The following is a 13,558-nucleotide window of genomic DNA, read 5'->3' as shown; positions in this document are numbered from 1 at the left end:
ACTATGTGGCGGTGGTCGCTAAGCCAAGCGCGACGGGCGCCGACCAGGTGACCTGGTCGGCGCCCGTTCCGAACGCTCGTGCGTACCCTTCGGCTACGCGGCGGTCTGCAGCTCCCGGACCGGGAGGGCGTGGACCACGGCCGGGGCGGCGTTGTCCTGCTCCGGCGTGAGGTGCGGGCGCAGCCGCAGCGCCAGGACGACGACGAGCAGCGTCGAGCCCGCCATCGCCGCCAGGTAGAGCGGCCAGGTGCCGGAACCGACCAGCAGCACGCCGACGGCCGGGCCGACCGCGATCGCGATCTGCTTCACCAGGGCGTACCCGGCGTTGTAGGTGCCGAGCAGTCGGGCTGGGGCGAGGTCGGCGACCATCGGGCCCATGGTGGGCGCGAGCAGCGACTCGCCGACGCCGAAGAGCGCGTAGATCGAGACGATGGCGACCGTGGCGGCCATGGTCTCGGTCCGGATCAGGCCGGCCACCAGGGCCATCGCCCAGGCGCCGAGCCAGACCAGACCGGCCGCGGCCATCGCGGTGGTGCGGCGGCGGCGCGCGGTGATCCGCACCATGAACATCTGCAGCACCACGATGGTCAGCGCGTTGGCGCCGATCGCGAAGCCCAGGGTGGAGGGCGGGGTGCCGACGGTGTCGGTGGCGAAGGCCGCGACACCGGACTCGAACTGGCCGTAGCAGGTGAAGAAGATCAGCCCGGCGAGCACGCAGAGCCGCAGCATCGCCTTGTCGGCGACCAGCGCGCGCAGGCCGGTCGGGCCCTCGCTCTTCGGGTGGACGGCGCTCAGCCGGATCCGCGGCATCCGGGCGGTGCCGGTGACCAGGGCCAGGCCGAGGAAGGTCGCCGCCTCGATGGTGAACAGCCGGGTCAGGCTGGCCGGGTCGGCGACGTCGACGATCTGCCCGCCGACCAGCGCGCCGATGCCCATGCCCAGGTTGACCAGGGTGAACTGCAGCGCGAAGGCGTGCGAACGGGTCGCCGCCGTCGAGCAGCGGACGATCATCGTGGCGAGCGCCGGCTGGCAGGTGGTGACACCCGCGCCGAACAGGAAGGAGGAGACCAGCAGGGCCGGCGTGCCGGTGGCGTGGCCGAAGGCGAACGCACCGGCGGCGGCGAGCGCCGTCCCGGCCAGCAGCACCGGCCGGGGACCGTACTTGTCGATGCCGCGCCCGGTGAACGGCAGGACCGCGAGGGCCGCCAGCGCGAAGACGGTGAACACCATCCCGGCCGCCAGCGAGCCCAGCCCGCGCACCTGGTCCACGTACACGAACATGTACGGCATCGTGAATCCGCTGCCGAACGCGCTGAGCGCGTTGCCGATCTGGACGCGGCGCAGCGGGCTGCCCGCCCCACGTCGCTGCTGCCTCTGCTGCTTCACCGTGCCGGTCACCGTGCACATCCCTTCCAAGGTTCGACTGGATACTCTTAAGTCCAGAAGATTTCAGAGCTAAAGTTTGACGAGATAAAGTCTTAGCACCGGAAGACTGCCGAGTCAAAGGCTTAAGGAGTGCACCCTCGTGCGACACTGGTCCGCATGACTACGGACAAGCCGGCGCCGGCTGCCGACAAGCCCGCCCCGGCCACCCCTCTGGAGTTCGGCATCGCCGAGCAAGTGGCCCTCTACCAGCGGGAGTTCCCCACCGTCGACCCCCAGGTGGAGACCATCGTCCAGACCCTCAACCGGGTCTCCCGCCGGATGGGCGTCGCGTACGACCGCCAGCTGACTGTGCTCGGAATCACCTCCGCCGAGTGGGAGGTGCTCAAGGCCCTGGTGGTCTCCGGCAGCCCCTACCGGCTCGGGCCGGGCGAGCTCGCCAAGCGGCTCGGACTCACCCCGGCGGCGATGACGCACCGGATCGACCGGATGGTGGGCGACGGCCTGGTCACCCGGGAGCGGGACGAGTCCAACCGGGTGCGGGTGATCATCGAGCTGACCGAGACCGGCCGCGACAAGTGGCTGGAGTCGATGCGGATGGCGGCGGTGTTCGAGGAGGAGCTGCTCCAGGACGTCGTGGGTGAGGAGCGCACCGCGCTCTCCGCCCTGCTGGCCCGGATGCTGCGGCGGATCGAGGAGAGCCGGCCGGACGCGCCCGGACGCACCGCCGACCTGGCCTGAACGCCGGGGGGAAGGCCGGACCGACGGATTTCCGTTGGCTTCCGGCCTTTCGTATGCCAATCTGCGTGGCGCCCGGGAAACACTGAGGCACCGTCACACGATTGGCTCACACCATGCCGCTCAAGCGCACGTCCGCCCTGCTCGCCGCCGTCGTCGTGGCCGGGCTCGGGCTCACCGCCTGCAACGACGACGGCTCGTCCGCCGCCGCCCCGAGCGCCGCCGCGAGCACGACCGCGGCGGCCTCCCCGACGGCCCCGGCCGGCTCCGCCCCGGCGGCCTCCCCGACCGCCTCGCAGCCGGCTTCCGTCCCGGCCGCCCCGGTCACGACCCCGGCCGCCGCCCCGCCGGCGGGCGCGACCCCGCCCGCCGGAGTGGTCCAGAACGGCAGGACCCGGCCGGCCGACCTGCCCGCCGACATACCGCTCCCCCCGGGGAAGATCACCCTGGTCAACGGCGCTGCGGGCGCCTACATCATCACCTGCGAGGCCGCCGCCGGTGACTACGACAAGTACCAGGCGGCGCTCAAGGCCGCGGGCTTCGAGGTCACCTCCACGGGGGGCGGCTCGGGCCTCGCCGAGCGCGGCGCGGACAACCTGGTGATCACCAGCTCGTCGACCTCGATCTCGGTCGCCTACGCCAAGGTCTGAGCGGCCGGGCGGGACACGCCCCGCCGCCCCGCGGGAACGACGGAGGTCCGGCCCGCCAGGGGTGCTCCCCCGGCGGGCCGGACCTCCCGGTGCGCCGCGCGGGCCCGTCGGGCCCCCGGTGGTGCGGGTCGTCAGCAGGGGCCGTTGTCGGTCCAGACGCCCCACTGGCCGCTCAGGCTCGGGTCGTCGCCCTTGGTCCACCACTTGTTGGTGTAGTAGTGGCCCTTCCAGGAGACCTTGGTGCCGCCGGCCGCGTAGGTGGTGTTGGCGTCCCAGCTCGGGGCGGCCGAGCAGGTGGCCGGCGTGGACGGGGTGCCGGTCGGGGTGCCCGTGGGGGTGCCGGTCGGGGTGCCCGTCGGCGTACCGGTGGGGGTGCCGGTCGGCGTCTGGGTCGGGGTGGGGGTGCCGGTCGGCGGGGCCGGGCAGCCGGCGGCGGAACCGTTGGTGGCGGTCACCATCTTGTCGAACAGGGCGGTCTTGGTGCCCAGGTCGTACATCGAGAAGGCGAAGGAGCCGCCGAGCCCGTTGCAGTGCGCGTAGTCGAGCTTGGCCTGGATCGACCTGGCGTCCTCACCGCTCCAGAAGGTGTTGCCGTCGTAGAAGTACGTGGCCTTGGCGTCGTCGTCCCAGAAGGTCTTGGACGGGTTGTCGACGAAGCCCGCGAGCTCCTTGTACATCTGGATGCCGGGGACGTTGCCGGACATCGCCGCACCGGCCGCCGGGGCGGCGGCGGGCTGGAAGAGGCCGTTCCTGCCGTTGTTCTGGACGCCGGTCCAGCCGCGGTAGTAGAACGGCACACCCATGTTGATCTTGTTGGCCGGGAAGCCGCCGGGGATGCCGTACTGCGCGTCGCCGGCCGTCCACGCCTTGATGGCGTTGTCGATCGAGTACTTGCCGTTGCCCGGCTTGGCCGGGGTCGACGGGTCGTTCGGGCCGGAGTACAGCGGCGCCTGGTGGTTGGTCGGCCCCTGCGGGTCCCAACCGCCGTGCATGTCGTAGGTCATGACGTCGAGGAAGGTCAGGTACTGACCGATCCTGTCGGTCTCGACGTTCATGATCTTGTCCTGGCCCGCGCCGACCGCCGCCGACAGGGCGTAGGTCTTGCCGTCGGCCTTGCCCTGCGCGTCCAGCTGGGTGCGGAACTCCTTCAGCAGCGCCGTGAAGTTCTGCTTGTCGGCCGGGCTGGAGAGGTTGCCGGCGTGGCCGCCGCCGCCCGGGTACTCCCAGTCGATGTCGACGCCGTCGAAGACCCCGGCCGCCGAGCCCGGGCCGCCGTAGCCGGCGTCGCTCGGGAGGTTGCCCTTGATGAACATGTCGAGGCAGGACGACACCAGGTGCTTGCGCGAGGCGTCCGTGGCGGCGGCCGCCGAGAAGTACTTGGAGTAGGTCCAACCGCCCAGCGAGATCAGGACCTTGAGGTTCGGGTTCTTCGCCTTCAGCTTCTTCAGCTGGTTGAAGTTGCCCGCGATCGGCTGGTTCCAGACGTCGCCGACGCCGTCGACCGAGATGTCCGCGCCGAAGCTCTTCTGGTAGTCGGCGAAGGCGTCGCCCGCACCGTCACCCGCGTTGGGGTTGTTGTCGTTGGTGTCGGCGGCCTTGGTGGCCTCGAAACACCCGAGGTCGCTCGGGTGGATGTTGGCGAAGTCGTAGATCAGGTAGTCCAGCTTCCCGGCCGCGCCGGTGTCCTGGATCGTCTTGGGGTAGTACCCGTTCGCGTAGATCGACCACTGGTCGTAGTACGCGACCTTGATGCCGCCGCTGGTGGCGGGCGCGCCGGTGCTGTTGGTGGTCGCGGCGTTGGCCGCGGCGCCGCCGGACAGCGCGAGGCCCGCGCCGAGCAGCAGGGAGGCGGTGGTGCCGGCCGCGACGGCGGCCAGGCTCTTCGGACGGCGTCGGCGGCCGTCCTGCGGAGCCGGGGCCCCGGCCCTTTCGATGCGTGAGCGCAGCATGGGTGCGTGACTCCTGGTTGTGGGGGTGTTCCCGCCGGACCCGGGGGCGCGCGTCCGGGGTGGGGCCGGACGACCGGGACATGACAGGAAAGGGTGGGGAATCGAGCGGTTCAGGCCATGACGGACACCGGGATGTGCCGAACCGGCGCCGACGGCACGAGGCCGTCGACGCCGGTTCAGGGGCTCCCTGCACCTGGGCAATAAAAATGGACTAGACCAACTCGCCCGTCAAGGGGTCCTGTTGGGCCTTGAGACCCGCTTAAGGTTCCACCCCCGCACCGAGCTGCGCCGTCAGTACCGGATCGCGTTGGCGACCTCGGCCTTGACCGTGCCGGAGAGCTCCCGGTTGCTGCGCGCGGCGGCCTGCACGCTCTGTCCCGCCGCCAGGTCCTGGACGGTCACCGCCGTGGCGTCGACCACCTTGCCGGACTCGTCGGTGAAGTTCACCTGGATCACGTACCGGTAGGTCTGCTGGCCGTGGTTGGTGACGGTCAGCTGCACCTGCTCCTTGTTGTCGGTGCCGGTGGTCACCGCGCCGACGGTCACGTCGCCCTTGGCGTCCAGTCCGCCCTTGATCCCCGCGACGGCCGAGGACGCCGACGACACCGCCTCCGAGGCCCGTGCCTCCACCGAGGCCAGTGCCGAACCCGCGCCGCCGGCCACCGAGGCCAGCGCCGAACCCGCCCCACCGGCCGCCGAGGCCAGCGCCGAGGCGGCGGAGGCAGCCGCGCTCGCGCCCTTCGCCACCGCGGACGCCGCCTGGGAGGCCACGCTGCTCGCGCTCTGGCCGGAGGAGCAGCCCGCCAGCGCACCGATCCCGACCAGCGCCGCGCTCAACACCCCGGCCACCGCGTGGCGTCGGCGGCGCAGCGGTGACGCGTCCAGGTCCTGCGTGGTGACTCTCGGACCGGGGGGAGTCCCCCGGGTGAGCGGCTGGCGGTCCATGCGGTCCCTCGTTTCCGGTCGGCCGGTTCCGGTCGGCGCCGGGCTGTCCGGCACGCCCCCCGCCCACCCTCCGAGCGCCCGGGGGCAGCCGCCAGCAGGGCTGCTGCCTCCGGGTGACCGCGTCCGCCCGACCGCTCCCGGCGCCCGGACCGGGTCAGGACAGCCCGGAACCGTCCTGCTCGTCCGCCTCCACGGCGGCCCGCTCTTCGCGAAGCCGCACCACGTGCCGGCGCCGCGCGACCACCGCGTACGCCCCGGCCGCGCTCGCCACGAAGGACAGCGCACTGATCCAGGAGCGGTCGAAGGCGTGGCCGGTCAGGTGGTCCAGCGAGTACCGTCCGGCACCGGCCAGACCGATCGCCAGGCCGGTGGCCCCGAGGAAGGCCGGGTACTCGTAGCCGCCGCCCATCGCGAAGAAGCCGGCCGGGGCGTGCACCGCCACAGCCGTCGCCATCGTCCCGGCCACCACCGCGCCGGCCGCCGGCGTGGCCAGCCCCACCACCAGCAGCGCGCCGCCGCCCGCCTCGCCGAGGCCGGCCGCCATCGCGCTCTCCCGGGCCGGGTGGAAGCCCATGTGGTCCATGGCCTGGGTGGTGCCCTCCAGGCCGCCGCCACCGAACCAGCCGAACAGCTTCTGGGTGCCGTGCGCGATCAGCACCCCGCCGACCGCGCTGCGCAGGGCCAGCAGGCCCAGGTCCTTACGGTTCAGGCACATGTCGCTTCCTCGTTTCCGCGGCGGAGCGGTCCCTGCCGGTGGTCGTGCCGGTGGGGCCGCCCGGGTGGCAGTCCTGCCTCCATAGCAACCGAGACCGTCCACGCGTTCGAGTCCGGTGCCGCCATCCGGGCGAATTCACCGTCGACCGGGAATGAAACGCCGATGGAAGCGGAGCCCGGACCGGGGAGGCCCACGCCACTCCCGACCGCGGGGCGTGGCGGCCCGGCCGCCCGGGGCGCCGCGGTCATGCTGGGCGCATGTTCGTCTTTAACCTGAGCAGCGCGTTCATCACCTTCTTCGCCGTGGTCGGACCGCCGAAGACCCTGCTGTCCTTCGCCCGGCTGGCCACCACCCGCAGCACCCGGGACCTGCGGCGGCTGGCGGCGTGGAGCACGGTCATCTCGGCGGTGATCGGCCTGGTGCTCGGGTTCACGGCGGACGAGGTCAGCACCCTCTTCCACATCAGCGACCAGTCGCTGCAGCTCGCGGGCGGACTGATCTTCTTCGTCTACGCCGTCGCGCTGGTCTTCGGCGTCCACCTCGGCGGCGACAGCGAGCGCGACGACCACTTGTCGAACCCGCTGGTGGACGGCATCCGAGAGCTGCTGCTTCCGTACATCGCCAGCCCGCTCGCGGTGACCGCCGTCCTGGTCGCCTCCCTCAACCAGGACAACTGGGCCTGGAAGTCCGCGGTCGCCGGGGCGTACGTGGCCGTCACAGTGATCAACTACCTCTGCGTGGCCCTGCTGGCGCCGCTGCTGCAGCGCTCCCACCGGACCTCCCTGGAGGTGCTGTCCCGGCTGCTCGGGCTGCTGCTGGCGGCGGTCGGCGTGGAACTGTTCCTGGAGGGCCTGTCCGGGCTCGGGGTGCACCTGCCCGAGGCGCACTGAGCCCGGCCCCGCCACCGGACGCGTCGAGGCCGGACCGCGTCCGAACCGCGCCCGGCCCGCGTCAGGCCCGCGTCAGGCCCGCGTCAGCGTCGCCAGTACCTCGGCGATCCGCCGGCGCACCAGCGGATCGGCGACCAGCCCGTCCGGGCCGACCGCCCCGCGCTCCAGCGGGATCCGGACGCAGGCCTCGTCCACCACGGCCGCGCCGGTGTAGCCGAGGACGGTGCGCAGGGTGGCCTCGGCGCCCCCGCCGCGGCCCGGCCCGGCGGCGTTGATCCAGGCGGTGGGCTTGTCCGAGACCTCCACCCCGCCGACCGTCCAGTCCAGCAGGTTCTTGAACGAGCCCGGCAGCGTCCCGGCGTACTCGGGCGTGCAGACCAGCAGCGCGTCGGCCGCCTCGATCGCCGCCCGCAGCGCGGCCACCGGCTCCGGCAGCGGGTCGGTGTCGTGGTCCGGGTTGAAGTGCGGGAGGCCGGCCAGCCCGGTGTAGTACGTGGTCCGCAGGCCCGGGGTGGCGGCGGCCACCGCGGCGGCGGTGCGCAGCACGGTCTCGTTGGTGGAGCCGGCCCGCAGGCTCCCCGGCAGCAGCAGGATGTGGCGCTCGTTCGACATGCGCCGGAACCTACTCCTTGACGTCCGCGTCAAGGCCAGCGGCCGGCGGCCGTCGCCCGGGGTCGTCGCCGGCGCCCCGGTCCGCGTGCCCGGTCAGCGTGCCCGGTCAGCGCGGCGCCAGCGGCCGCCACGGCACCGGGCTGGAGAGGATCATCGAGCTGGACGGTTGGCCGTAGGCGCCGAGCCGGTCGCACAGCGCCTCGAACTCGGCCATCGTCGGCACCGCGACCAGCAGCACGCAGCAGGCCCCGCCGGTGACCCGGTGCAGCTGCAGCACCTCCGGCCAGGTCGCCACGTCGGGGTCGCGGAGCAGGCAGCGCGGGCCGTAGCACTGGATCTGCACCAGCGCCGTGATCGGCAGTCCGGCCCGGGTCGGGTCCACGTGCGCGTGGTAGCCGCTGATGACGCCCTCGGCCTCCAGCCTGCGGACCCGTTCGGCGACCGCGGGTGCGGACAGGCTCACCCGGCGGGAGAGTTCGTTGTACGAGAGCCGGGCGTCGGCCTGCAGCTCGGCCAGCAGGCGGCGGTCGACGGCGTCCATGGCGGCTCCCCGGGCGGTCGGGATCAAGTGATTTTCATTCGTAAAGCGAATGGGCCGAACGCCTCGCGATCAACAGCTCCGATGGCGGTTGCGGTATCCGTCGACCATTCAAGCGGGGGCCACCGTCGCCGCACAATGGGCACCCGGTGGAACCGGGCAGTCCGTCTGGTTCACCGGACCGGGCGATACGGCCCGGACGGATCAGGAGGGATCGGGATGGGGCACGACACGGTGGAGACACCCAACCTGTCGTTCGGTCGGGGCGGGGCGCCGGTTCGGAGCACCCCGTACGCCCGGTACGCGCGGCTGGACGAGCTGCACAGCCTGCAGCACCCGCTCGGCAAGGAGCCCGCCGAGCTGTCGTTCATCGTCACCACCCAGGTGATGGAGCTGCTCTTCGACCTGGTGCGGCACGAGTGGGACATCGCCCGGCGGGCACTGCGCGAGGACGACCTGCCCGCCGCGCTCGCCGCGCTGCGCCGGGGCACGCACGCCCAGGACGTGCTGGTGGAGTCCTGGGGCCTGCTGGCCACCATGACGCCGCAGGAGTTCAACTCCTTCCGCTCGCTGTTCGGCGAGGCCTCCGGCTTCCAGTCCGCGGCCTTCCTGCACCTGGAGTTCCTGCTCGGCAACAAGAACGCCGCGCTGCTGAAGATGTACGACGGCATGCCGGGCACCCAGGACGGGCTGGTGGAGGCGCTGCGCTCCCCGAGCCTCTACGACGAGGCGTTGGCGCTGCTGGCCAGGCACGGCCTGGAACTGGACGTGCAGCCCTCCGAGCAGCGCTACCGCCCGTCCGAGGAGGTCGCCTCCGCCTGGCGCCGGGTGTACTCCGAGCCGGAGTTCGCCGCGCTGCAGCCGCTCGGCGAGGCCCTGCTGGACGTCGCCGAGCGGGTCACCCGCTGGCGCCAGCGGCACCTCTCGGCGGTCAGGCGGACCATGGGCGGCAAGCCCGGCTCGGGCGGCTCCAGCGGGCTGACCTGGCTGCGCAAGTCGGCCGAGCAGGACGTGTTCCCCGAGCTGTGGACGATCCGGGACGAGCTGTGAGCAGAGGCGACGAAGGAGAGATGGGCATGACCACGCGCGAGGAGTGCGCGGCGCTGGACGCCGTCGACCCGCTGGCGGCGTTCCGCAAGGAGTTCGCCCTGCCGGACGGGGTGATCTACCTGGACGGCAACTCGCTGGGCGCGCTGCCGGTGCGCACGCCCGAGCGGGTGCGCCGGGTGGTCGAGGAGGAGTGGGGCCGGGAGCTGATCCGCAGCTGGAACGACGCCGGCTGGTTCGAGCAGCCGTACCGGCTGGGGCGACGGATCGCGCCGCTGATCGGGGCCGATCCGGCGGAGGTGGTCGTCTGCGACACCACCTCGGTGAACCTGTTCAAGGTGCTCTCGGCCGCGTTGCGGCTGCGCCCGGGGCGGCGCACGGTGCTCGGCGACGCCGAGGCCTTCCCGACCGACCTGTACATCGCCGAGGGCGTGACCGGCCTGGTCGAGGGCGCCCGCAGCGCGCTGGTCCGGCCCGAGGAGCTGGACCTGCACCTGGACGGCGACGTCGCCGCGGTCGTCCTCTCGCACGTGGACTACCGCACCGGCGAGCTGCTGGACATGCCCGGGATCACCGCCCGGGTGCAGGCCGCGGGCGCGCTGATGATCTGGGACGTGTGCCACGCGGTGGGCGCGCTGCCGGTCGAACTCGGCGCCGCCGGCGCTGACTTCGCGGTCGGCTGCACCTACAAGTACCTGAACGGCGGCCCCGGTTCGCCGGCCTTCCTGTACGTGGCCGAGCGCCACCTGGCGGCCGGTCCGTTGCAGCCGCTGAGCGGCTGGTTCGGGCACGCCCGCCCGTTCGCCTTCGAGCCCGGGTACGACCCCAAGCAGGGCATCGGCCGCTTCCTGACCAGTTCGCCCTCACTGCTCGGCCAGGCCGCCCTCGAAGCCTCGCTGGACGTCTGGGAGCGGGCCGACCTCGCCGCGGTGCGGGCGAAGAGCCTGGCGCTGACCGATCTGTTCATCTCGCTGACCGAGGGCCTGGACGGGATCGAGGTGGTGACCCCGCGCGAGCACGCCCGGCGCGGCAGCCAGGTCGCCCTGCGGCACGCGGACGGCTACCCGGTGGTGCAGGCGCTGATCGAGCGCGGGGTGATCGGCGACTTCCGCGCGCCGGACCTGATGCGCTTCGGCTTCACCCCGCTGTACCTGTCGTACACCGAGGTCTGGGACGCCGCCCGGCAGCTGGCCGAGGTGCTGGAGAGCGGCGAGTGGCGGGCGGAGCGCTTCTCCCGCCGGGGCGAGGTGACCTGAGCCCGGAGGCGGTCCTGACGGTGAGGCGGGACGGGTGGGCGGCCCCGGCCGACCGGACGCAGCAGCGCCCCACCGGGTCCGCCCCCTGACCGGCTCGGCGAGGAGACCTTCCTCGCCGAGCCGGTGGCGATGTCCGTCGCCAGGCCCTGCACCCCCGGAGGGGCAGGACCGGAGCGGTCGAGCCGGGCGCCGGACGGATCCGGGTCACCTCGGTGCACCCGGGCACGACCCACACCCCGATGACGGCCGCGGTCGGCATCCGCAGTGGGAACGGCGACTGCCCCGACACCCCGGCGGCCCGGGTCGGCGAGGCCCCCGAGATCGCCACCGCCGTGGTCCACCCGCGCTCCGACGACGCCTCCTGCCTCACGGGCGCCGAGCCCGGCGGTGGACGGCGGCCGGACCACCGGCCCGACCGTCACGTCAGTGACGAGCCGGTGAGGTCCGGGGCCGGCCGGGCGCCGTGACGCAGGTCATGCCCACACCGAGTTCGATCACCGTCGACCCAGGGAAAACCGACGATTGACGGATCGTCAGACCACTGGGAGGTGGCGTGAACCTCGAACTCGGCCCGCTCAAGCCGGAACCGGTCCCCCTGCTCCTCGGCCTGGCGCTGTTCTTCCTGGTCCTCTGGATACTCGGCCGACACCTGCTCCCCCGCGCCGAACGGGTACAGGCCGAGCGCTGGGAGGCCACCGAGGGCCGGATGGAACGGGCGGAGACCCTGTACGCCGAGGCCGACGCCGTCCGGGACGCCCACGTGCGGGAACTGGCAGAGGCCCGGCACGAGGCCGCCCGGATCCGGGCGGACTACGCCGAGCGCGGCGCGGCGGCGATCGCCGCGGCCCGCGCGGAGGGCCTGCGCACCAGGGACGCACTGCTCGTCGCCGGCCGGGCGCGGATCGCCGCCGACCGGGCCGCGGCGGCCGACGTGCTCCGCGGGGACGTCGGCGAGCTGGCCGTCACCCTGGCCGGGCGGGTGATCGGCGAGCCGGTGCACGCCGTCGCCGCCCGGCGCCGCACAGTGGAGCGCTTCTTCGAGGCGGACAAGCCCTAGCCCGCGCAGTCGGCCGGGTCGGCACGGTCGGTCAGCTCGGCCACCAGGTCCCGGTAGGTGCGGAACGCCGGCTTGCGCGAGTAGTCGTCGCGCACCAGGCCGAAGTGGTGGAACAGCCCCGCGCCCGCACTGTCGGCGTCCCGCAGGGCGAAGAACGTGTAGCCGGTGACGTTCAGTTCGGCCGCCAGCCCGGCGACCGCCCGGACCACCTCGTCGACCACCTCGGCCTGCCGCGCCTCGCTGCGCCCGGGGCCGGTGGGCCACCCGTTCTCGCAGATCCGGACCGGGACGGCAGGCCCGATGCCGGCCCGGGGCAGCGAGCCCTGCCGGAATCCGGCGACCACCGCCCGGACCGCGCCGGTGAGTCCGCCGGGCGGGACGGGGCGGAAGACGTCCGGGAAGAAGTCCAGGCCGACGTAGTCCAGGGCGCGGTGGAAGCGCTCGTCGACGAGTTCGCCGAGCCCGGACCAGAAGGTGTCCGCGGGGTCGAAGGACGGCACCGCGTTGAAGCCGACGGCCAGCCGGTCGTGACCGCACGCCAACGCCTCCTCCTTGGCCGCGACCACGCCCTTCACCAGCGCCCGGCGGACGTTCGGGATGCTGCCGTCCACGGGCGGCAGGTCCAGGTTGGGCTCCTCGCAGATCTGGAGCAGGGCGAGGCGGTGCCCCTCAGTCCGGACCGTACTGCGGACGAAGTCCAGCCAGCCCGCCGTCTCCCCGCTGCGGTCGCGGTACTGCAGCACCAGGTCGAGCTTGCGGCCCTCGACCGCGTACCGCTCGGGCCGCTCGGGGGCGTGCGCCGGGTCCCCGTACGACCGGTAGGCGCGGACCAGGAACTCGCCCGCCCCGCCCTGGAGTTCGCGCAGGGCCTCGGTGATCGACGCTGGGTCGTCGGGGCTGACGGGAGCGAGCACACCGGTGTCGTCACCGAGCAGTCCGCCGGGGTAGATGCCGAAGGTGAATGTCATGCCGCCACCGTAGCGGATAATTTTGGTGTCACTTCAAGTTTGATGCGACTCCATGGTTCCGGCGTAGGATTCCGCCATGGGACTTCGCGAACTCAAGAAGCAGCAGACCCGGGAACTCCTGGCCGACACCGCCATGGGTCTGTTCGCCGAGCGCGGGTTCGACCGGGTCACGGTCGTCGAGGTGGCCCGGGCCGCCGGGGTCTCGCCGAACACCGTCTTCAACTACTTCCCGACCAAGGAGGACCTGTTCTTCGACCGGCAGGACGCGGTGGTCGCCCACCTGGCCGACGTGGTCCGCCGCCGCCCGGCCGGCAGCTCCGCCGCGGCAGCCGTCCGGGCCGACCTGCTGGCCGCCGTCGCCGACGGGGAGCCGACCATCGGGCTGAACCCGCGGATGGCCGCGTTCTGGCGGATCGTCGCCGACAGCCCGGCACTGCGGGCCCGGCTGCTGGAACTCGGCGAGCGGGCCGAGGCCGCACTGGCGGCCGCCCTCGCCGAGGAGTCGGGGGCCGCCGAGGACGACCCGCTCCCCCACGTGGTGGCCGGGGCCATCGCCGGGGCCCACCGGGCCGTGCTCGGCGGGATCCGACGGGCCGTGGTGGCCGGCGAACCGGTCGAGGCGGTCCGGGCCAGGGTCGGGCCCGCGGTGGAACAGGCCTTCGACCTGCTGGCCGCAGGGCTCTCGGACTACCCGGCAGGGCGGCAGGCGTAGGAGCGGCACCCGGGACCGGCACAGGCCGCCCGGTCGGCTCGACTCGGGCGGCCCGCGGCGTGGACCGGCTGCTCAGGCTCTCGGGCGTTCAGACCCTC

At 73.1% G+C, this 13,558-nt stretch carries 14 protein-coding genes and 1 pseudogene; 8 read left to right on the top strand and 7 right to left on the bottom strand.

The annotated features are described in order from the left end of the window. Positions 1–93: 93 nt before the first annotated feature. Positions 94–1,398: an MFS transporter gene (locus AB0D10_RS01755; RefSeq protein ID WP_360249488.1), complete on the bottom strand. Its 1,305-nt coding sequence runs from the start codon at positions 1,396–1,398 to the stop codon at positions 94–96. Positions 1,399–1,542: 144 nt separating this feature from the next. Between AB0D10_RS01755 and AB0D10_RS01750 the strand changes: the two genes are divergently transcribed. Beyond that, positions 1,543–2,124, top strand: a complete 582-nt coding sequence (locus tag AB0D10_RS01750) for a MarR family transcriptional regulator (RefSeq protein WP_360249485.1) — start codon at positions 1,543–1,545, stop codon at positions 2,122–2,124. Positions 2,125–2,225: 101 nt separating this feature from the next. Further along, positions 2,226–2,771 (top strand): hypothetical protein, encoded by a 546-nt coding sequence (locus AB0D10_RS01745; RefSeq protein ID WP_360249482.1) that lies wholly within the window; start codon positions 2,226–2,228, stop codon positions 2,769–2,771. Positions 2,772–2,902: 131 nt separating this feature from the next. Here the strand turns inward: AB0D10_RS01745 and AB0D10_RS01740 are convergent, their stop codons facing one another. The 3 genes from AB0D10_RS01740 to AB0D10_RS01730 form a co-directional block, all read right to left on the bottom strand. After that, positions 2,903–4,720, bottom strand: a complete 1,818-nt coding sequence (locus tag AB0D10_RS01740) for a glycosyl hydrolase family 18 protein (RefSeq protein ID WP_360249479.1) — start codon at positions 4,718–4,720, stop codon at positions 2,903–2,905. A 291-nt stretch (positions 4,721–5,011) separates the two neighbouring features. Next, positions 5,012–5,665: an FxLYD domain-containing protein gene (locus AB0D10_RS01735; protein WP_360249476.1), complete on the bottom strand. Its 654-nt coding sequence runs from the start codon at positions 5,663–5,665 to the stop codon at positions 5,012–5,014. Positions 5,666–5,819: 154 nt separating this feature from the next. Continuing rightward, a complete protein-coding gene (locus tag AB0D10_RS01730) occupies positions 5,820–6,380 on the bottom strand; it encodes a DoxX family protein (protein ID WP_360249473.1) in 561 nt (186 codons plus the stop codon). Between the two features lie 257 nt (positions 6,381–6,637). Here AB0D10_RS01730 and AB0D10_RS01725 point away from each other — a divergent pair, with 257 nt between their 5' ends. Next, positions 6,638–7,270, top strand: coding sequence for a MarC family protein (locus tag AB0D10_RS01725; RefSeq protein ID WP_360249470.1), 633 nt, complete (start codon positions 6,638–6,640; stop codon positions 7,268–7,270). Between the two features lie 72 nt (positions 7,271–7,342). On the opposite strand, the gene AB0D10_RS01720 is transcribed toward AB0D10_RS01725, so the two are convergent. Then, positions 7,343–7,882 (bottom strand): NAD(P)H-dependent oxidoreductase, encoded by a 540-nt coding sequence (locus AB0D10_RS01720; RefSeq protein WP_360249467.1) that lies wholly within the window; start codon positions 7,880–7,882, stop codon positions 7,343–7,345. A gap of 106 nt (positions 7,883–7,988) precedes the next feature. Then, a complete protein-coding gene (locus AB0D10_RS01715) occupies positions 7,989–8,423 on the bottom strand; it encodes an Lrp/AsnC family transcriptional regulator (RefSeq protein WP_360249464.1) in 435 nt (144 codons plus the stop codon). 216 nt (positions 8,424–8,639) lie between these two features. Between AB0D10_RS01715 and AB0D10_RS01710 the strand changes: the two genes are divergently transcribed. The 4 genes and pseudogenes from AB0D10_RS01710 to AB0D10_RS01695 all read left to right on the top strand — a co-directional run bounded on the left by AB0D10_RS01710 (position 8,640) and on the right by AB0D10_RS01695 (position 11,780). Continuing rightward, on the top strand, positions 8,640–9,470 hold the full coding sequence (locus AB0D10_RS01710; RefSeq protein ID WP_360249461.1) for a tryptophan 2,3-dioxygenase family protein: 831 nt from the start codon (positions 8,640–8,642) through the stop codon (positions 9,468–9,470). 26 nt (positions 9,471–9,496) lie between these two features. Continuing rightward, positions 9,497–10,723 carry a kynureninase gene (gene kynU / locus AB0D10_RS01705; protein ID WP_360249458.1) on the top strand — a complete coding sequence of 409 codons (1,227 nt, stop codon included), beginning with the start codon at positions 9,497–9,499 and terminating at the stop codon, positions 10,721–10,723. A 158-nt stretch (positions 10,724–10,881) separates the two neighbouring features. Then, a pseudogene (locus AB0D10_RS01700) lies at positions 10,882–11,164 on the top strand (SDR family oxidoreductase); the annotation flags it as partial. A 112-nt stretch (positions 11,165–11,276) separates the two neighbouring features. After that, positions 11,277–11,780, top strand: a complete 504-nt coding sequence (locus AB0D10_RS01695) for a hypothetical protein (RefSeq protein ID WP_360249455.1) — start codon at positions 11,277–11,279, stop codon at positions 11,778–11,780. Here the strand turns inward: AB0D10_RS01695 and AB0D10_RS01690 are convergent. Beyond that, positions 11,777–12,748, bottom strand: a complete 972-nt coding sequence (locus tag AB0D10_RS01690; RefSeq protein ID WP_360249452.1) for a hypothetical protein — start codon at positions 12,746–12,748, stop codon at positions 11,777–11,779. The two genes, AB0D10_RS01695 and AB0D10_RS01690, sit on opposite strands and share 4 nt — an antisense overlap. Before the next feature lie 76 nt (positions 12,749–12,824). On the opposite strand from AB0D10_RS01690, the gene AB0D10_RS01685 reads away from it, so the two are divergent. Then, a complete protein-coding gene (locus AB0D10_RS01685; protein WP_360249450.1) occupies positions 12,825–13,460 on the top strand; it encodes a TetR family transcriptional regulator in 636 nt (211 codons plus the stop codon). Positions 13,461–13,558 lie beyond the last annotated feature (98 nt).

Origin of the sequence: Kitasatospora sp. NPDC048545 (assembly GCF_040651155.1) — a bacterium.
In the GTDB taxonomy this organism is placed as follows: domain Bacteria; phylum Actinomycetota; class Actinomycetes; order Streptomycetales; family Streptomycetaceae; genus Kitasatospora.
This window is presented reverse-complemented; position numbering and strand designations above follow the sequence as displayed.

Bases quoted from the DNA above. Each gene is read 5' to 3' on its own strand.
- AB0D10_RS01720 (WP_360249467.1), bottom strand. From the start codon at position 7,882: ATGTCGAACGAGCGCCACATCCTGCTGCTGCCGGGGAGCCTGCGGGCC.
- AB0D10_RS01685 (WP_360249450.1), top strand. From the start codon at position 12,825: ATGGGACTTCGCGAACTCAAGAAGCAGCAGACCCGGGAACTCCTGGCC.
- AB0D10_RS01710 (WP_360249461.1), top strand. From the start codon at position 8,640: ATGGGGCACGACACGGTGGAGACACCCAACCTGTCGTTCGGTCGGGGC.
- AB0D10_RS01735 (WP_360249476.1), bottom strand. From the start codon at position 5,665: ATGGACCGCCAGCCGCTCACCCGGGGGACTCCCCCCGGTCCGAGAGTC.
- kynU (WP_360249458.1), top strand. From the start codon at position 9,497: ATGACCACGCGCGAGGAGTGCGCGGCGCTGGACGCCGTCGACCCGCTG.
- AB0D10_RS01690 (WP_360249452.1), bottom strand. From the start codon at position 12,748: ATGACATTCACCTTCGGCATCTACCCCGGCGGACTGCTCGGTGACGAC.
- AB0D10_RS01715 (WP_360249464.1), bottom strand. From the start codon at position 8,423: ATGGACGCCGTCGACCGCCGCCTGCTGGCCGAGCTGCAGGCCGACGCC.
- AB0D10_RS01725 (WP_360249470.1), top strand. From the start codon at position 6,638: ATGTTCGTCTTTAACCTGAGCAGCGCGTTCATCACCTTCTTCGCCGTG.
- AB0D10_RS01740 (WP_360249479.1), bottom strand. From the start codon at position 4,720: ATGCTGCGCTCACGCATCGAAAGGGCCGGGGCCCCGGCTCCGCAGGAC.
- AB0D10_RS01750 (WP_360249485.1), top strand. From the start codon at position 1,543: ATGACTACGGACAAGCCGGCGCCGGCTGCCGACAAGCCCGCCCCGGCC.
- AB0D10_RS01730 (WP_360249473.1), bottom strand. From the start codon at position 6,380: ATGTGCCTGAACCGTAAGGACCTGGGCCTGCTGGCCCTGCGCAGCGCG.